The 16673-nt window shown below is 67.8% G+C and carries 18 protein-coding genes; 9 read left to right on the top strand and 9 right to left on the bottom strand.

All coding sequences use genetic code 11. From position 1 onward, the window contains the following. Nucleotides 1-98: 98 nt before the first annotated feature. On the top strand, nucleotides 99-1748 hold the full coding sequence (locus AC6I6X_RS21205) for a protoglobin domain-containing protein (protein WP_497932558.1): 1650 nt from the start codon (nucleotides 99-101) through the stop codon (nucleotides 1746-1748). Between the two features lie 89 nt (nucleotides 1749-1837). Continuing rightward, entirely contained in the window at nucleotides 1838-2932 is a 1095-nt protein-coding gene (locus AC6I6X_RS21200; RefSeq protein WP_497932557.1) for a M20 family metallopeptidase, read from the top strand. Nucleotides 2933-2939: 7 nt separating this feature from the next. Here the strand turns inward: AC6I6X_RS21200 and AC6I6X_RS21195 are convergent, their stop codons facing one another. Together AC6I6X_RS21195 and AC6I6X_RS21190 are read right to left on the bottom strand one after the other, a co-directional pair. Continuing rightward, a complete protein-coding gene (locus AC6I6X_RS21195; RefSeq protein ID WP_497932556.1) occupies nucleotides 2940-3224 on the bottom strand; it encodes a zinc ribbon domain-containing protein in 285 nt (94 codons plus the stop codon). 60 nt (nucleotides 3225-3284) lie between these two features. Then, on the bottom strand, nucleotides 3285-3641 hold the full coding sequence (locus tag AC6I6X_RS21190) for a hypothetical protein (RefSeq protein ID WP_497932554.1): 357 nt from the start codon (nucleotides 3639-3641) through the stop codon (nucleotides 3285-3287). Nucleotides 3642-3861: 220 nt separating this feature from the next. Between AC6I6X_RS21190 and AC6I6X_RS21185 the strand changes: the two genes are divergently transcribed. Together AC6I6X_RS21185 and AC6I6X_RS21180 are read left to right on the top strand one after the other, a co-directional pair. After that, entirely contained in the window at nucleotides 3862-5433 is a 1572-nt protein-coding gene (locus tag AC6I6X_RS21185; RefSeq protein WP_497932553.1) for a carboxypeptidase M32, read from the top strand. Nucleotides 5434-5520: 87 nt separating this feature from the next. Next, nucleotides 5521-7047 carry a carboxypeptidase M32 gene (locus AC6I6X_RS21180; protein WP_497932552.1) on the top strand — a complete coding sequence of 509 codons (1527 nt, stop codon included), beginning with the start codon at nucleotides 5521-5523 and terminating at the stop codon, nucleotides 7045-7047. Here AC6I6X_RS21180 and AC6I6X_RS21175 read toward each other — a convergent pair whose 3' ends face one another. Then, on the bottom strand, nucleotides 7048-8196 hold the full coding sequence (locus AC6I6X_RS21175) for a site-2 protease family protein (protein ID WP_497932551.1): 1149 nt from the start codon (nucleotides 8194-8196) through the stop codon (nucleotides 7048-7050). Nucleotides 8197-8314: 118 nt separating this feature from the next. Here AC6I6X_RS21175 and AC6I6X_RS21170 point away from each other — a divergent pair, with 118 nt between their 5' ends. The 4 genes from AC6I6X_RS21170 to AC6I6X_RS21155 all read left to right on the top strand — a co-directional run bounded on the left by AC6I6X_RS21170 (nucleotide 8315) and on the right by AC6I6X_RS21155 (nucleotide 11309). Then, a complete protein-coding gene (locus tag AC6I6X_RS21170) occupies nucleotides 8315-9061 on the top strand; it encodes an SDR family oxidoreductase (RefSeq protein WP_497932550.1) in 747 nt (248 codons plus the stop codon). A 139-nt stretch (nucleotides 9062-9200) separates the two neighbouring features. Beyond that, entirely contained in the window at nucleotides 9201-9830 is a 630-nt protein-coding gene (locus AC6I6X_RS21165) for a hypothetical protein (protein WP_497932549.1), read from the top strand. 62 nt (nucleotides 9831-9892) lie between these two features. Continuing rightward, nucleotides 9893-10882: an ABC transporter substrate-binding protein gene (locus AC6I6X_RS21160; protein WP_497932548.1), complete on the top strand. Its 990-nt coding sequence runs from the start codon at nucleotides 9893-9895 to the stop codon at nucleotides 10880-10882. 4 nt (nucleotides 10883-10886) lie between these two features. After that, complete coding sequence (locus AC6I6X_RS21155) at nucleotides 10887-11309, top strand: desampylase (RefSeq protein WP_497932547.1); 423 nt, start codon at nucleotides 10887-10889, stop codon at nucleotides 11307-11309. A gap of 92 nt (nucleotides 11310-11401) precedes the next feature. On the opposite strand, the gene AC6I6X_RS21150 is transcribed toward AC6I6X_RS21155, so the two are convergent. From AC6I6X_RS21150 to AC6I6X_RS21140, 3 genes are read right to left on the bottom strand one after another with little or no spacing between them, the layout of a single operon-like run. Next, the gene (locus AC6I6X_RS21150; protein ID WP_497932546.1) at nucleotides 11402-11833 is read right to left on the bottom strand and encodes a hypothetical protein; all 432 of its coding nucleotides are present in this window, start codon (nucleotides 11831-11833) and stop codon (nucleotides 11402-11404) included. After that, a complete protein-coding gene (locus tag AC6I6X_RS21145) occupies nucleotides 11830-11955 on the bottom strand; it encodes a hypothetical protein (RefSeq protein WP_497932545.1) in 126 nt (41 codons plus the stop codon). Before AC6I6X_RS21145 ends, AC6I6X_RS21150 begins: the two co-directional genes overlap by 4 nt. Then, a complete protein-coding gene (locus tag AC6I6X_RS21140; protein ID WP_497932544.1) occupies nucleotides 11952-13400 on the bottom strand; it encodes a sulfatase family protein in 1449 nt (482 codons plus the stop codon). Before AC6I6X_RS21140 ends, AC6I6X_RS21145 begins: the two co-directional genes overlap by 4 nt. 140 nt (nucleotides 13401-13540) lie before the next feature. Here AC6I6X_RS21140 and AC6I6X_RS21135 point away from each other — a divergent pair, with 140 nt between their 5' ends. Continuing rightward, nucleotides 13541-13741, top strand: coding sequence for a hypothetical protein (locus AC6I6X_RS21135; RefSeq protein WP_497932543.1), 201 nt, complete (start codon nucleotides 13541-13543; stop codon nucleotides 13739-13741). A 174-nt stretch (nucleotides 13742-13915) separates the two neighbouring features. On the opposite strand, the gene AC6I6X_RS21130 is transcribed toward AC6I6X_RS21135, so the two are convergent. The 3 genes from AC6I6X_RS21130 to AC6I6X_RS21120 all read right to left on the bottom strand — a co-directional run bounded on the left by AC6I6X_RS21130 (nucleotide 13916) and on the right by AC6I6X_RS21120 (nucleotide 16558). Beyond that, on the bottom strand, nucleotides 13916-14449 hold the full coding sequence (locus AC6I6X_RS21130; RefSeq protein ID WP_497932542.1) for a DoxX family protein: 534 nt from the start codon (nucleotides 14447-14449) through the stop codon (nucleotides 13916-13918). A gap of 165 nt (nucleotides 14450-14614) precedes the next feature. Then, entirely contained in the window at nucleotides 14615-15913 is a 1299-nt protein-coding gene (gene hisS / locus AC6I6X_RS21125; RefSeq protein WP_497932541.1) for a histidine--tRNA ligase, read from the bottom strand. Between the two features lie 153 nt (nucleotides 15914-16066). Next, nucleotides 16067-16558 (bottom strand): hypothetical protein, encoded by a 492-nt coding sequence (locus tag AC6I6X_RS21120; protein WP_497932540.1) that lies wholly within the window; start codon nucleotides 16556-16558, stop codon nucleotides 16067-16069. Between the last annotated feature and the right edge of the window lie 115 nt (nucleotides 16559-16673).

Genomic DNA, 16673 nt, shown 5'->3' with positions numbered 1-16673 from the left:
CGGTCGACGACCGACTCGACTGGTATCGATTTTCGTGACGTTCCAGCGTCGCGGGAAGTCACGCCGACGCTTAAAGGACGGGCCGAACACGTTCTCGCATGAACCCAGCGGAGTCGTTCGGTCGCGGTGGACTGAACCCGTATCTCGACGTCGACGACCTCGTCGACGACATCGGACTCGACGAGGACGAGATCGCCTGGCGAAAGGATTTCATCGGTTTCGACGACGCCGACGAGCGCCGGCTCTCGGCCCTCGAACCGCTGTTGCGAGCGAACCGGGAGCAGATCGCCGACGACTTCTACGAGAACCTCCTGAAGTACGAGGAGACCCGCGAGGTCATCGATCGATCGCCGAAGGGGGTCGAGGCCCTCAAACGGACGCAGCAGGCCTACCTCGTCTCGCTCGCGACCGGCGACTACGACCGGGCGTACTTCAAGAACCGGGCCCGGATCGGCAAACTCCACGAACTGCTCGACATGCCCCTGAAACACTACGTCGGGCAGTACGGCGTCTACTACGACCTCATCATGTCGCGGCTCAACGAGCGCGTCCAGGACCGGGTCGTCGACGCCGTCGAGGAGTGGGCCGAGGAACGCGACGCCGAGCGAGACGACGGCGGGTTCGGCCGCCTCGCCGGTGCGCTCGGTCTCGGCGGCGACAACGACGAGAACGACGGCCTCGACGAGTCATTCGAGGAGACGGTCCGGTCGGCGATCGACGACGGGATGATGGACGTCCTCTCGCTGCTGCGGATCATCAACCTCGACCTGCAGGTCGCGACCGATACGTACGTCGACTCCTACGCCCAGCGACTCGAGGACGCGATCGAACGTCGCGAACGGCTGGCTCGCGAGGTCGAGGCCGACGTGCAGGAACCGATCGGCGAACTGCACGAGGCGAGCGCGGTCGTCGCACGGCGCGCCGAGGCGATCAGCACGCACGCGGCGAGTCAGGCCGACTCGATCGATCGGGCGGCGACCGACGTGGGCGAGGTGAGCGCGGCCGTCGAGGAGGTCGCGAGCGTCGCCGACGAGGTCCACGACGAGAGCCAGCGTACCGAATCACTCGCCGCCGACGGGGTCGACGCGGCCGACGAGGCGCTCGCGGAACTCGAGGCGATCGAAACGGCGGTCGACGACGTCTCGACGGCGGTCTCGTCGCTCGAGGGGCGCACCGACGAGATCGACGAGGTCGTCGAGCGACTGGACGACCTCGCCACGCGAACGACGCTCCTCTCGAAAAACGCGATGATCGAGGCGTCCCGTGGCTCGGGCGAGTCCGAGGCGACCGGCGCGCTCGAAGTCATCGCGAACGAGGTCGGCTCGTTCGCCGAGCAGACCCAGTCCGACCTCGAGGCGATCGAATCGGCCGTCGAAGCCGTCAGGGCCGACGCCGCGGCCACGATCGAGACGACCGACGAGACGGTCGAACGGGTCGAAACCGGCGCGGAGCGGATTCGCGACACGGTCGACTCGCTCGAGGCGATTCACGAGTCGGCCCGGTCGACCGCGGCCGGCATGGACGACGTGGCGGCGGCGACGGACCAGCAAGCACACAGCATCGAGTCGATCGCCGACTCGATCGACGACCTCTCGGAGGCCGCCGATCGGGTCGCCGACGCGGCCGAGTCGGTCGCCGCGGCCAGCCAGGAACAGACCGCCAGCCTGCGGGACGTCGGCGAGAGCGTCGACCGACTGACGAGCGACGGCGAACCCGATCGAGCGCCGGTGTACGAGCAGGTCCAGTGAGTCGGTCGTCAGTCGCGGTCCGCGGATACCGCCCTGGGTGGGCCGGCGTCGCCGGTAGGCTGAACCCGCTGGGCCCGGAAGACTGCGGCATGACGATCGTCGATCTGACGCGTGACCTCGTCGCGATCCCGAGCCACGAGGACGAGACGGCCGCTGGCGATCACATCGAGGACTGGCTCCGCCGCGAAACCGACGCGGCGGTCCGGCGCGACGAGGTCGGCAACGTGATCGCGCGCAAGGGACGCGGCGAGGAGACGCTGGCGCTGGTCGGGCACCACGACGTCGTCGCGCCGGCGGACTCGCAGGTAGCGGATAGCGGTGACGAGGGTCCCGACGCCGCGTACGTCGTCGAGGAACGCGACGGCAGGCTCTACGGGCGCGGCGCGGCGGACATGAAGGGTGCCGTCGCCGCAGCCATGATCGCCTTCGAGGCGGCCGACCCGGCCGGCGAACTCGTCTTCGCGAGTTTCGTCGGCGAGGAGGTCGGCGGCGTCGGCGCGCGCCACGCGATCGAACGGGGGTTCGCGCCCGACTACGCGATCGTCGGCGAAGGGTCGACGGGCTACTCCGCACCGGGCGTGACCGACGTCGCGGTCGCGCACAAGGGCCGTCGGGGAAGCACGATCACCGCGAGCGGCGAGTCGGCCCACGCGAGCGAGGCCGAGGCCGGCGAGAACGCGATCTATCGCGCGACGGACGCCGTGGATCTGGTTCGCGAACTCGAACCCCCGTCGATCGAGGTCGCCGGCGAGACGCTCGCGGGAAGCGTCGTCGTCACCGAAATCGAGGGTGGATCCGGCTGGAACGTCGTCCCCGATCGCTGTGCGATCACGGTCGACGAACGCACGGTGCCGGGCGAACGCGCCCGGATCGACCGGGTCGAGGACCTCCCGGGCGTCGAGTGGACCGTCGACCAGGACCTGCCGCCGATGCACTGTGAGGACGAGGCGTTCGCCGAGACGGTTCGCGACGCAGCCGACGCCGCCCAGGCCGGTACACCGGAACTCGTGACGAAACCGCACGCGACGGACGCCGGCTGGCTCGCCCGGGCCGGGACCGAGCCCGTCGTCTGCGGGCCGTCGGAACCCGGCGAGGCCCACACCGACGACGAGAGCGTCTCGATCGACGTCCTCGAGCGCTGTACCGAGATCTATCGGCGGGCGGCCGAGGGCTGGCTCCGGTGACCGTCCCTCACTCGGGTCTCGAGTCGTCGCTGGAGTCGGGCGCGCCCTCGCCGGTCGTCTCACCGGATCCGGTGGCGTCGGTCCCAGCCTCGCGCTCGCCGTTCTCGTCCGCGTCCGATCGCGGCTCGCGCTTCGCCACGTTCTCGCTTCCACACTGCGGGCACTCCCCCTGTTCCGTGTAGAACCGGTTCCCGCAGTCCCTGCAGCCGTACGGTGCCTCCTCGGCTGCCGTCTCTTTCGCTTCCTGGGTGAACTGGCCGACCTTTCGCCCGAGGTCCTCGAAGAATCCCATCGGGCTAGCTTGGTCGTCCAGACGGGTAACGGTACGGGACGGACCTCGTGATGACGCCGGTCAGACGCCGGGCACGCCGACCGCCTCGAACCCGGTCACCCCGATCGCGGCGAGGGCGTAGAGGACGATCAGAACGGTGACCCACGCGACGAGACCGATCATCGCGGCGGCGGTCCACTCGCCCGGATACCGGAAATTGATCACGGCCACGTACGCGAGCAGGGCGAGCAACGGTCCCAGCAAGGGGATCCAGCCGACGACGAAGCCGACGACCGCCCAGACGATCGCTCCGATCAGGGCGGTGACGATGGCGTGATCGTAGTCGCCGGCGCCGACGATCGCTCGCGCGCCGACGTAGATGCCGAGCGCGCCGATGAGCAGGCTGACGAGGAAGACGATGATCGATGCGACTACCATATCCGAACGCACGACAGTGCGAGCGAACAGGGCACGGCTTGCACGTTCTACGCGGGTTTCACGGGTTCGCTCTCTCACCGCCTCCGCGGTCCGGCGTCGGAACGGTTGCGCGAGCAGACACTACGCTCTTCCGACAGGACCGGTGACCGATCCGCGGCGTCACGGCAGAGTGAGAGGGAGACCACGAGGTTGAAACCGCTGCCACAGCAAGTACGTTTCAATGGCGACAGATCAGTCCCCACAGGAGACGGATGGCACATACGAACAGTTCGAAGAGCGAGTCACTCGCATCTCGAACGTCGGCAACGCCGCCGGCATCCTCCGGTGGGACCAGGAAGTCGTGATGCCCGACGAGGGGACGCCCGCCCGAGCACAGCAGCTCTCGACGCTGTCCTCGATCAGCCACGACCTCCTGACCGCCGAGGAGACGGGGGACCTGCTCGACGAACTGGAGGGGAGCGACCTCGACGAGGAGCAGGCCGCGGTCGTCCGCGAGGTCCGCCGACAGTACGATCGCGAGACGAGCGTCCCCGGCGAACTCGTCGCGGAGATCTCCGAGACGACCGCCAACGCCCACCCCAAGTGGAAGGCGGCCAAGGAGAACGACGACTTCGAGGCGTTCGCGCCGACCCTCGAGAAACTGGTCGAACTCAAGCGCGAATATGCGAACCACATCGATCCCGACGCAGACCCCTACGCCGTGCTCTTCGCCGAGTACGAGCCGTATCTCGACCTCGAGACGGCCGAACGGGTGCTCGAACGGCTTCGGGACGAACTCGTCCCGCTGATCGACGCGATCGACGACGGCGACGCGGATCTGGCGACCGACGCCTTCGCCGGTGCGTTCGAGGACGACGACCAGGAAGCCCTGGCGCGCGACGTGCTCGACTCGCTCGGCTACGACTGGGATCGCGGCCGCCTCGACACTGCGCCGCACCCGTTCTCCTCCGGCACCCAGTTCGACGCCCGCGTGACGACCCGGTTCGAGGAGGACGACCTGCTCGGGTCGATCACCTCCACGATCCACGAGTTCGGCCACGCCAACTACACGCTCGGGCTCCCCGACGAGGAGTACGGCACCCCGCTCGGCGAGGCCCGCGACCTCTCGGTCCACGAGTCGCAGTCGCGGCTCTGGGAGAACCACGTCGGCCGATCGCGGCCGTTCTGGGAGCACTTCCTGCCGATCGCCCGCGAGCGCTTTCCCTCCCTCGAGGACGTCACGCCCGAAGCGGCCTACGAGGCCGCCAACCAGGTCTACGACGACAACCTCATCCGGGTCGAGGCGGACGAACTCACCTACCACCTCCACATCGTTATCCGGTTCGAGATCGAGCGCGACCTCATCTCGGGCAACCTCGACGTCGAGGACGTACCGGAGGTCTGGAACGACAAGTACGAGGAGTACCTCGGTGTCCGCCCCGAGACCGACGCCGAAGGCTGTCTGCAGGACATCCACTGGTCCCACGGGAGCTTCGGATACTTCCCGACCTACTCGCTGGGCTCCGTGCTCGCGGCGCAACTGTACGCCGCGGCCGAAGAGGAACTGGAGAGCGAGGCGCGTAGCGCCTCGGAACAGCCGAGCGGCGACGAGCCGCGAGGCGACCTCGACGATCGCATCCGCGCGGGCGAGTTCGACGACCTGAACGGCTGGCTCCGCGAGAACGTCCACCAGCACGGCAAGCAGTACACGACGCCCGACCTGATCGAACGGGCCACCGGCGAGGAATTCACGGCGGACTACTTCCTCGAGTACGTCGAGTCGAAGTACGGCGATCTGTACGACCTCGAGTAATCCGCTGCTGCCGACGTTTTCCGATCGATTCGAGTCGCTCGCCCCTACCACAGGATTTAGTATCGCTTCTCTCCTTCGAACCGAAACATGTCAACCGCTGACGAGGGACACGACACCGAGCGTGCGCCCGACGCGTACCGCGACCTCCTCGAGCGCTCCGAGAAGCTGACGAACCTCCGGATGGCGTCGATGACGCTGGGCTGGGACCAGCGCGTGATGATGCCCGAGGGCGGGACGCCGGCCCGCGCGGGCCAGCTCTCGACGATTTCGGGTGTGAGTCACGATCTGCTCGTCGACGACGACGTGGGAGCGTGGGTGACCGAACTCGATTCCGCGGATCTGACCGACGAACAGGCCGCCGTCGTCCGGGAACTCCGACGGGAGTACGAACGGTCCGCGGAGGTGCCGTCGGAGCTGGTCGAACGACTCGCCGCCCACCAGGCCGAAGCCCAGCAGATATGGCAGGAAGCGAAGGCCGAGGACGACTTCGACCGCTTCGCGCCCGCGCTCGAGGAACTGGCCGACATCCACCGCGAGCGGGCGGCGGCGATCGACCCCAACGCGAACCCCTATCGCGTGCTCTACGAGGACAGCCAGCCGTACCTGCCCCTCGAGACCGTCGAGGGCGTCTTCGACGAACTGCGCGATCGGCTGGTTCCGCTGATCGACGCGATCGAACGGGAGGGGCGGAACCTGCCGTCGGTGTTCACGGACCCCGAGCACACCTACGACGAGGACGAGCAGATGGCCCTCTCGGAGGACGTCGTCGACCTGCTGGGCTACCCCGACGAGCGCGGCCGCCTCGACACCGCGGCCCATCCGTTCATGGCCGGCAACCAGTTCGACGCCCGGATCACCACCCGATTCAGGGAGGACGATCCGATCGACGCGCTGATGGCGACGATCCACGAGTTCGGCCACGCGACCTACCAGCTCGGCCTCCCGAAGGCGGAGTACGGCAATCCCCTCGGCGAATCGCGGTCCTCGGGCGTCCACGAATCCCAGTCGCGGTTCTGGGAGAACCACGTCGGCCGCTCCCGGCCGTTCTGGGAGCTGTTCCTGCCGCGGGTGAAAGAGCGGTTCCCGCATCTGGAGGACGTTACCGTCGACGAGGCGTACGCCGCAGTCAATCGGATCTATCCCGAGAACCGCATCCGGGTCGAGGCGGACGAACTCACGTACCACCTCCACATCATCCTCCGGTGTGAGATCGGTCGTGCGTTCGTCGAGGGCGACCTCGAGGTTTCGGAGATTCCCGAGGTCTGGAACGAGAAGATGGTGGAGTACCTCGGCGTTCGCCCCGAGACCGACGCGGAGGGCTGTCTGCAGGATACCCACTGGTCCGCGAGGTTCGCGGCCTTCCACGGCTACACCGTCGGTAGCGTCCTGGCCGCACAGCTAGACGCCGCGATCAGGGAGGATCTGGACGTCGACGGCCTCGTCCGCGAGGGGGAGTTCGAGCCGATCTGGGAGTGGATGACCGAGCACGTCCACCGGCACGGTCAGCGCTACCCGACGGAGGAACTGATCGAGGTCGCGACCGGGGAACCGCTTACCGCCGACTACTTCCTCGAGTACGTCGAGTCGAAGTACGGCGATCTGTACGACCTCTGATCACATCGGCACGCGTTCGAACGGCCCGGGCGCGCCGAGTTCCCGGCGGAGCTGCATGACGTCTCCCAGGCCGCGACGGGAGACGGTGCCGATCGGATCGCCCTCCTCGACGACCACGACCAGCGGCGCCCGGCCCATCGACACCAGGACGTCGAAGGCGGGTGCGCTTGGCTCGACCGTCGTCACGTCTTCCCTCGCGATCTCGCGGACCGTCGTCGTTCCGAACGCCGCGCGGTCGACCCGGCCCACGTCCGACAGCGTCACGAAGCCGACGAGGTCGCCCTCGTCGACGACCACGTACTCGCTGTGTCGCTCTCGAAACATCTTGCTCGCGAACTCGTCGACCGTGGCGTCCGCGGGGACCGATCGGACCGGCGCGTCCATCACGTCGGCCGCGATCACGTCCGTGAGGAGTTCGTCGAGCACGACCGTCCGTGACTCGGTGGTCGCCGCGCCGTACACGAACAGCGCGACGAGCACGAGCACGGGATTCCAGCCGAGGATGCCGACGACGGCGAACAGCAGCGCGAAGATCGTCCCGACGCGGGCGGCGATCTGTGTCGCCCGGACGTACGGTCGTCTCCGGGAGAGCAGCGCCCGCAGAACGCGTCCGCCGTCCATCGGGAACGCCGGGATCATGTTGAAGATCGCGAGGACGACGTTGATGACCGCGAGCCAGCCGACGACGAAGACGACGATCGGCAGTCCGCCCGGGACGACCTGCAGGAGGCCAGCGAAGCCGACGCCGAGCAGGACGCTCGTGATCGGCCCCGCGACGGCGATCCAGAACTCGCGGTTCCACTCTCTGGGGATCGACTCGAGGGCGGCCAGGCCGCCGAAGATCCAGAGCGTGATCGACTCCGTGCCGATGTCGTAACGGCGAGCGGCGTAGGCGTGGCCGAGTTCGTGGACCGCGACGCTGAAGAACAACCCGAGGGCGCCCGCGACGCCGATCAGCCACGGGGTCACGCCCTCCTCCAGCGGTGCCGGATCGAGGGTCGCCGGCGCGAGATCGTCGATGAGCGAGACGTAGATCCCGATCTGACCGTTCGCGGCGATCAGCCAGACGAGGATCGGAAGGAACACCAGCAGCGAGACGTTGATCCGGATCGGAATCCCCCAGACCGTCGTCAAATGAAAATTTCGCATGTGCTCACGCGAGGTGCGGGGGCTACTTCAGTGTCGGGTTCGCGGCGGGCGATGCAAACGCACCGCTGGCGAAGCGGCGAAACACCGACGGTCCTGGGCCCCACATAGTGGGGTAACCATGACGGCCGAAGACCAACTCGACGATCAGGTAGCGATCGTTACGGGAGCGAGCGCAGGCATCGGCGCGGCGACCTGCCGCGCACTGGCGGCCGAGGGCGCGAACGTCGTGCTCGCGGCCCGCAGCGAGGATCGACTCGCGGAACTCGCGGACGAACTCGAGACGAGCCACGGCGTCGAGACGCTGGTCGTTCCGACAAACGTCCGCGAGGAAGACGACGTCGACGCGCTGATCGACGAAACCGTCGCGACGTTCGGCGGGATCGACGTGCTGGTGAACAACGCCGGCCTCTCTCGCGGGAGCGACGTCGCCGATCTGACGACCGAGGAGTACGAGACGATGCAGGAGACCAACGTCGACGGCGTCTTCTACGCGACGCGGGCGGCGATTCCCCACGTTCGCGAACGCGGGGGTCACCTGATCTTCGTCGGGAGTTTCGCCGGCCAGTACCCGCGATCGTTCAACCCCGTCTACGCCGCCTCGAAGTGGTGGGTTCGGGGCTTCGCCAAGAGCGTCGCCGCCCAGGTCGGCGACGACGACGTCGGCGTCACGGTCGTCAATCCGTCCGAGGTTCGAACGGAGTTCGAGACGACGGACGGGACGACGTTCGCGGAGGCCTTCGACCCGGACGAGGCGACCGAACCCGGGGAACTCGCGGACGCGATCGTCTTCGCCGCCTCGCGCGAGGGGGCCAGCGTGAGCGAACTCGACCTCTACCGGCGGGACAAGTTCACGGACACCTTTTGAGCGCTCCCGATCGGTTTTCTGGGGCCGTGCCCGATCGCGCCTGATTGCGACTCGCGCGACCGGCCCCGACGCCGCGGTATAAAACGGGGCTGAACATGCCACCTGTGGACTCACCCGCACCGAGTGTCACCGTTCGCGTATGCGAGTCTCCGTTCCGGGCTTCGACGGCCTGTACTTCGACACCGACGCGGAATCACCTGCCGTGAACGTCGCTCTGACCGCCGCGGGACGACGTGCGCCGAAACCGCAGGGCTACGCGGTCCAGTTGCTTCCGTACCTCTGGTCGTTCGACCTCGACCTGCGGGAGGTACCGACCGACCATCCGGTCCAGTACCTCCACCCCGAGGGGGCCCGGAGTCTCGGCGAACTGTCGGCCGATCGGACAGTCCGTCAGGTCGGGTCCGAACTCGAGTCCGTCCTGCGGTTCGTCTGGGCGGTCAACCAGGAGGTCGAGTCGGCGACGAATCAGCTGGTCGGCCGCAAACCGGACCACGACGGCGTCGTCATCGAGATCGACGACGGGACCGTCACCGCCGACGGCGAGGAACTCGAGACCGACGAGTTCGACGTCGAGGAACCCGCGTCCGGTCCCGGTACCGCCGCCGGCGTCGGTTCCCGATCGGTGACCGAGATCGACATCGCGGACGGAGCGCCCGATGCGGAGTCGGACGCCGACAGCGAGTCGGACGCCGACGAGTTCGCAATCGACGACGAATCGGACGCCGACGGGAGCGACGAGGACGACTCCGGCCCGGCGGACGACTTCTGACGCCTGCCCCGTGGATCGCCCGCGAAGCCGCTCTTTTTGGTCTCGCCGCCCCTATCACCGGTATGCGAATCGTTACGACGCTCCCCTCGGCGACCGAACTCGTCGCCGCGCTCGGCATCGAACCCGTCGGCGTCTCTCACGAGTGTGATTACCCGCCGGGCGTCGAATCGCTCCCCTCGGTCACCCGATCGCGGATCGAGACCGACGCCTCGAGCGCCGAGATCGATCGGCAGGTCCTCGAAACCGCCGAAACCGAGAGCGACGTCTACGACGTCGACGTCGAGACCCTCGACGACCTCGATCCGGAACTGATCGTCACGCAGGGGATGTGCGACGTCTGTGCGGTCGACGAGGCTGTCGTCGCGGACGCGGTAGCGGAACTCGACGCCGATCCAGAGGCCCTCACGACCGACCCCCACAGCGTCGCGGACGTCCTCGACGACCTCGATCGGATCGGCCGGGTGACCGGCCGCGAAGCACACGCCCGAGAGGCCAGACTGGAACTCGAGGCCCGAATCGACGCCGTCCGAGAGCGAACGGCCGGTCTCGACGACGACGATCGGCCGCGGGTGGCGATCTTCGACTGGACTGACCCCGTCATGGTCGCGGGCCACTGGACGGCCGAACTCGTCGCCTGGGCCGGCGGCGAGTACGGGCTGGCCGGTGTCGGCGAGCCGTCGCGGCCTCGTGACTGGGCGCTCATCCGCGAGTACGACCCAGAACTCGTGATCGTCGCGCCCTGCGGGTTCGGGCTGGAGCAGATCGCCGCGAACCGATCCGATCTCGCCGATCGCGAGGGCTGGGACGATCTCACCGCTGTGCAGAACGATCGGGTCTGGGCGCTCGACGGCCACCACTACCTCAACCGGCCCGGCCCGCGGCTCGTGGACACGCTCGAGGCGATCGCAGGGATCGTCCAGCCCGATCGGTTCGACGCCCCGGATCGGGACGTTGCGGTCCCGTTCGACGATCTCGCGTCGATCGAGAGGGGCGTCGCCGGCACCGCGAAGACCGGCGACACCACCGGCGACTCGCGAGCGGAGGTCGACTGACCCCGTGCTCGTCCTCCCGTCGTCGGTTCGCGACGCGATCGTCGACCATGCACGCGAGGGTCGGCCGGCGGAGATCTGCGGCATTCTCGGCGGTGAGTACGATCCCGACGGCCGGAGCCGCGTTCGATCCCAGTACCCCGCCGAAAACGTCGCCGAGCGGCCCCGAACGCGCTACCGGATCGACCCCGAAGAACAACTCGCGATCTTCGAGCGCCTGGAGGACCGCGGCGAGGAAATCGTCGGCTTCTACCACTCTCACCCCCGCGGCCCGCCGCGACCCAGCGCGACCGACGAAGCGCGGGCGACGTGGCCGGATCGATCGTACGTGATCGTCTCGCTGGAGCCGTTCGCGGTCGGCTCGTGGCGCTGGCGAGCGGACGGGCGCGACGACGAGCGGTTCGAGCGAGAACGAGTCGTCACCGAGTGATACGGATTGCTGTACCGATGTACCGGCGCAACCGCGATCCGTCTGCGGTTGCACCGGAATTGACGGACAGCAGTCCGTATGAGCGGCCGATCTCAGGCCCCGTCCGTTCCGTCCTCGAGTTCGGCGGCCTCCGCTCGCGCGTCGGCTGCCTGTTCGCGGAACGCCTCGATCGTCCGGCTCAGTTCCTTCCCGGCGCGGTATTTGAAGTCGTCGGGCATCATCCCGTACTCGATGTCGAGCTTGAGCATCGCGTCGCAGTCCTCCACGATTTCGGGTGCCCAGCTTCCCTGTGCCAGTTTCGACTCCTCCGTGACGATCGCCTCGCCGTCCTCGACGTCGATGAACGCCGTCACGGTGTTCCAGATATTCGGATTGCTCGTACTCGCCTCGTCGAACAGCCCCTCGAGTCGCGACTCCCTGACCGGGTCGTCCCGTAGTTCCACGACGAGGTCCTCGAGCGCGTCGGCGATCGCCTCGTACTCGGCCGCCTCCTCGCGGAGCGCCGTCGCTCGATCGTCGGTCATCGGTCCCCCTCCGTCCCGTCTGCGTCGGCGATCATGTACGGGACGGTAGCCGCCTGGGCACCGTAAACGTACGCTTCCGCACCGCAGGTACTGAAGCGAAGCCGCCGCTCCGAGCGCGTCACGGCACGTCCCGCAACACGTCCGGTACCCACTCCCGATTCGGATCGTCCGTCTCGTACATCCACTCGACCAGGCGTTTCCGCATCGCCGATCGCGCGTCGGCGTACTCGGGGTGGTCGATCAGATTCTGGAGTTCGGCCGGATCGCGATCGAGGTCGTACAGTTCGTCGATATCCGGGCCGTTGTAGACGTACTTGTACCGATCGGTACGGACCATCCGCTGGGTGTAGAGGCCGAACTCCTCGCCGTGGTACTGGGCGAACGTCGAGTCGGGCCAGTCGCCCGGGTCGTCGCCCCGGAGAAACGGCACGAGACTCCGGGCGTGGAAGCTCTCGGGGACGGGTACGCCGGCCATGTCGAGGAACGTGGGTGCCAGATCGTGGAGGTGGACGGGCTTCTCGCAGACCGATCCCGGCTCCGTGACGCCCGGCCAGCGCACCTGCAGCGGGATGCGGTAGGTGTCGTCGTACATCAGCGGCCCCTTGTTGAACTGGCGGTGGCCCCCGACGAAGTCGCCGTGGTCCGAGGTGTGGACCACCGCGGTGTCGTCGGCCAGTCCGTACTCCTCGAGCGCGTCGAGGATCCGCTCGAGTTGGTCGTCGATCAGCGTCACGAACCCCCAGTACTTCGCGAGCACCTCGGCCCAGGTGTCCCAGTCGAACCCCCTGACGCCGCGGTAGTCGACGAAGTTCTCGTGCACCTGCGGTTTCCCGTCGAACGTCTCCGCGTAGCTCTCCGGCGGGTCGATCTCGTCGGGATCGTACGTCGAGGCGTAGGGTTCGGGGATCACGTAGGGATGGTGCGGGCCGTAGAAGTCCGCCCGGTGGAAGAACGGCCCGTCCCGATCGCCCTTCGCGTGGGCCTCGATCGCGTCGATCGTCCGCTCGGCGAGGAAGTACGCGCGGGTGTCCGCGACGTCGATCGGCGCCTTCGCCGCGACGAAGGTGCCCTCGCCGCCGCCGGTGTAGACCGCCTCCTCGAACGCCACCTCGTCCATCGGGGTCCCGCGCTCCTCGCGGTACTCGCGGAACGCATCGTCGATGTCGTCGTGGTGTTTGTCGCTCCCCCCGAGGTAGGAAAAGCCGAAGTCCTCGGGCGTCTGGTCGTGGCCGACGTGCCACTTCCCCGTGTACGTGAGGTCGTAGCCGGCGTCGCTCGTCGCGAGCGTCTCCGAGAAGGTCGGGACGTCCGCGGGCAGGTTCGCCCGGATCGCGTCGGCCTCGTGGCTGTTGTTGAGCATCCCGTGTCCGTGCGGGAACTGGCCGGTCAGCAACGACGCGCGGGCGCTCGTACAGATGCTGATCGGCGTGCACGCGCGTTCGAATCGCATCCCCTCGCTCGCGAGTCGATCGATCGTCGGGGTCTCGACGGGCGGCCCGTCGGGGGCACTGCAGTCGTAGCGCTCCTGGTCGGTGAGGACGAGCAGGACGTTCGGCGTGTCGACCATCGGCCGTCGTACACCGGCCCCGTAGTTAATGCTGGGGCCGTCGAGGGCCCGGATGAGGCTGGGGCCGTCGGGGCCGCTGAATAAATACGCGCGACATGTGAACCGGGGCATTCAGTCCGACCGATCCCGACGTTTCGGTCGTGCCGACCGCGTACTGCACCGAGTGTGACTGGCAGCGAGAAGCGAGCGAGGACGAGATCACGGCCCTCGGACGGGCGATGATCGACCACCACGTCGAGACCGGCCACGGGCCGATCGAGCGGCGTGACGTGGTCGACCGTATCACGACCGGCGGTCGAGTAGATGCGGGATCGAAGACCCTCGATCGGTCCTGCCGGTAGAACACGAGCGAAGCGAGGAATCGATCGGGTTCGCACCCGAGAGAAACGGTCGGTTGCTATCGAACGGCGAGCGGGCGGGTTCCGATCGCCGGGCACAGTGGTCGAGTCTCGGACAGCTGTCAGAGGGTCACTGGGAGCGGTTCGAGTGGTCGGCCGGGCGTTGCCCCCGCGGCATCAGCCGAGGAGGTACCGGAGCCACGGCCGCCGTTGCACGAACTCCAGTTGCTCGAGGTAGGCGTCGACGCCGAGGATGCGGCCCGCGGCGAAGACGCCGACGATCACGAACAACATGAGGCCCATCAGGTCCCCGTTGACGTAGCCGTGCGCCCAGTCGGCGTTGCCCAGGTAGAACAACGTCATCAGGACGCCGCCGAAGAAGGCGGCGAGGCGCACGAGCGCCCCCAGGATGAGTCCCAGCCCGATGAGGAACTCGCCGAGGGGGATCATCACGTTGGTGAACTCGAGCAGCCAGGGCGTCCCGGCGACGATCTCGAACAGCCACGCGATGGGCGACTCGGCGTTCTGCAGGTAGCCGGCCGCGTTGAACGGCTCACCGGCGACGAACGCGAACTTCCCCCAGCCGGCGTGGAGGAACCAGTAGCCGACGATCAGTCGCACGCCGACCATCACGTAGCCGGCGACCGAGTCGGCGTATTCGAACTCCTGCTGTTTCCCGAGCCACTGTACGGTTGCTTGATTGGTTGCCATTGGTCGTCACCTCACGGATGAGAGTTGGCTCTCTCGGGGGTTAATACCGGTATCTCGATCCCATTCGGCAGGAACGGCTCCGTTTCCCCCACGCGATAGAGGGTCTTTAATACCGATGGGTTAGACGCGGTCGTGAGGCGGCCAGCGGAGACGCGTGGACGGCGATCAGGCGAAGTCCTCGTAGGTTGGGCGGTCCCGATCGCCGGGGAACTCCTCGACGGGGACCTGGACCTGGTCGCCCGACGCCATGTCCTTGATCGTCACCTCGTCGTTCGCGAGGTCCTGCTCGCCGACGATGACGACCGTCTCGGCGTTGATCGAGTCGGCGTAGTCCAACTGCGCGCCGAACGATCGCCCCGCGACGTCCGTCTCGACGACGTGGCCGCGATCCCGCAGGTCCCGGGTGATCCGGGCGGCCGCCGATCGGGTGTCGCCGACCTGGAGGACGTAGTACTCCGTCCGGAGTTCCTCGTCGGGCCAGACCCCCGCCCGCTGCAGGAGCAGGGACAGCGGTGCGAGCCCCGGCGCGACGCCGACGGCGGGCGTCGGCTGGCCGCCGAACTCCTCGATGAGGTCGTCGTAGCGACCGCCGCCGAAGATCGATCGGGAGACCTCGCCGGTGGAGTCGAAACACTCGAAGACGACGCCGGTGTAGTAGTCCAGTCCGCGGGCCGTCTCGAGCGAGATGGTGCAGTGCTCGCGCGCGCCGAAGTCCTCGGCGGCCGCGAGAACGTTCTGGAGGTTCTCGACGGCGGCGGTGACGCGATCGGTGTCGGCGAATTCCTCGACCGCGTCGAGGTCGCCGCTCGCGATCAGGTCGTCGAACGCGGCGGCCTGGTCGTACGTGAGGCCGGCCTCGACGAGCAGGTCGTGGTACTCGGGCTGCGAGATCTTCTCGGACTTGTCGACGGCCCGGATCGCCTCCGTGATATCCACGTCGGCGTCGTACGTCTCGAGGACGCCCCCGAGGATGTCCCGGTGGGAGACGCGGAACTCGAAGTGCTCCTCGGTGAGACCGAGGTCGGTCAGGGCGTCGGCCGCCCACGCGAGGATTTCGGCGTCGGCCTCGGGTTCCGACGAGCCGAAGATGTCGACGTTCGTCTGGTAGAACTCGCGCTGACGGCCCTGCTGGACCTGCTCGTAGCGCCAGAACGGCCGGGTCGAGAACCACTTGATCGGCTTCGACAGTTCCTGCTGTTTCGCGACGACCATCCGCGCCACCGTCGGCGTGAGTTCCGGCGTCAGCGTCACGTGGCGGCCGCCCTGGTCTTCGAACGCGTACAGTTCGTCGACGATGTCCTCGCCGCTCTTGTCGGTCCACATCTCGGCCCGTTCGAGCGCCGGGGTCCCGATCTCGCGGAAGCCGTACGTGCGGGCGGTCTCCTCCAGCGTGTCGATGGTCGCCCGTCGCGCGCCCATCTCGCCGGGATAGAAGTCTCGAAAGCCCTTGATCCGGTCGTACATGACAGGGCGTTCGCCGACGGCGAACTTCTATCCTTCCTTCCGGCGGTCCGATTTCGCCCACTCGTCCACCGACGCTCGATTCGTCGGTCAGTCACTCGCGTTCGCACCGGCCGGTGGCGACGCGTGCGGTATCGATCGGCGCGTGCGGGCCGATCAACTGCCGAACGCGTCGCTAGCCACGCGCGTGACCGTCGGCGACCCGACCAGTTCCATGTCGGCCGACGCGACCCCGCCTGCCCGCGGTCCGTCCGGTGCCGGGACGCTCCCGAGCAGGTCGTCGATGGCGGCGCCGTCGCCCGAAAGGACCGTTACCGACGGTTCGCCGAACGTGATTTCCATCTCGATCGACCCGCCGGACCCGGTGTCGTCCGTCGACTCGTCCGCCGTCCCGGGATCTCGACTCGAATCGGGGTCGTCGGCGTCCCGATCGGCCGCTGGCTCGCCCGTTTCGTCCGCCGCGTCCTTCAGGTTCCCGAGCAGGTCCGCGACGGCCGTCTCGTCGGCCGCCTCGTCCGCGATCGGATCGTGTCTTCCGCCGCCGGCGATTAGCTCCGCCGGGGAGTCGACGCCGTTCGCCTCCAGGATCGCGTCCGGATCGGGGTCGACGTCCGCGAAGACCTCGCGTACTTGCGTGCGTTCGCTCATGCGTGCGAACGACTCCCACGAACTCGGGTTTGGTTATGGCCTCGCTATCACGAGGAAAAGACAGTAACGGACTCGTTAACGTCCGCGCCGTCGCCGGAATCGATCGCACCGATCC

The organism is Halosolutus sp. YCN4 (assembly GCF_059736495.1).
The sequence above is the reverse complement of the archived record's forward strand: the minus strand, read 5'-3'. Positions and strand labels throughout refer to the sequence as shown.

Coding starts and splice junctions, on each gene's coding strand:
- AC6I6X_RS21205 (WP_497932558.1), top strand. CDS start 99: ATGAACCCAGCGGAGTCGTTCGGTCGCGGTGGACTGAACCCGTATCTC.
- AC6I6X_RS21200 (WP_497932557.1), top strand. CDS start 1,838: ATGACGATCGTCGATCTGACGCGTGACCTCGTCGCGATCCCGAGCCAC.
- AC6I6X_RS21195 (WP_497932556.1), bottom strand. CDS start 3,224: ATGGGATTCTTCGAGGACCTCGGGCGAAAGGTCGGCCAGTTCACCCAG.
- AC6I6X_RS21190 (WP_497932554.1), bottom strand. CDS start 3,641: ATGGTAGTCGCATCGATCATCGTCTTCCTCGTCAGCCTGCTCATCGGC.
- AC6I6X_RS21185 (WP_497932553.1), top strand. CDS start 3,862: ATGGCGACAGATCAGTCCCCACAGGAGACGGATGGCACATACGAACAG.
- AC6I6X_RS21180 (WP_497932552.1), top strand. CDS start 5,521: ATGTCAACCGCTGACGAGGGACACGACACCGAGCGTGCGCCCGACGCG.
- AC6I6X_RS21175 (WP_497932551.1), bottom strand. CDS start 8,196: ATGCGAAATTTTCATTTGACGACGGTCTGGGGGATTCCGATCCGGATC.
- AC6I6X_RS21170 (WP_497932550.1), top strand. CDS start 8,315: ATGACGGCCGAAGACCAACTCGACGATCAGGTAGCGATCGTTACGGGA.
- AC6I6X_RS21165 (WP_497932549.1), top strand. CDS start 9,201: ATGCGAGTCTCCGTTCCGGGCTTCGACGGCCTGTACTTCGACACCGAC.
- AC6I6X_RS21160 (WP_497932548.1), top strand. CDS start 9,893: ATGCGAATCGTTACGACGCTCCCCTCGGCGACCGAACTCGTCGCCGCG.
- AC6I6X_RS21150 (WP_497932546.1), bottom strand. CDS start 11,833: ATGACCGACGATCGAGCGACGGCGCTCCGCGAGGAGGCGGCCGAGTAC.
- AC6I6X_RS21140 (WP_497932544.1), bottom strand. CDS start 13,400: ATGGTCGACACGCCGAACGTCCTGCTCGTCCTCACCGACCAGGAGCGC.
- AC6I6X_RS21130 (WP_497932542.1), bottom strand. CDS start 14,449: ATGGCAACCAATCAAGCAACCGTACAGTGGCTCGGGAAACAGCAGGAG.
- hisS (WP_497932541.1), bottom strand. CDS start 15,913: ATGTACGACCGGATCAAGGGCTTTCGAGACTTCTATCCCGGCGAGATG.
- AC6I6X_RS21120 (WP_497932540.1), bottom strand. CDS start 16,558: ATGAGCGAACGCACGCAAGTACGCGAGGTCTTCGCGGACGTCGACCCC.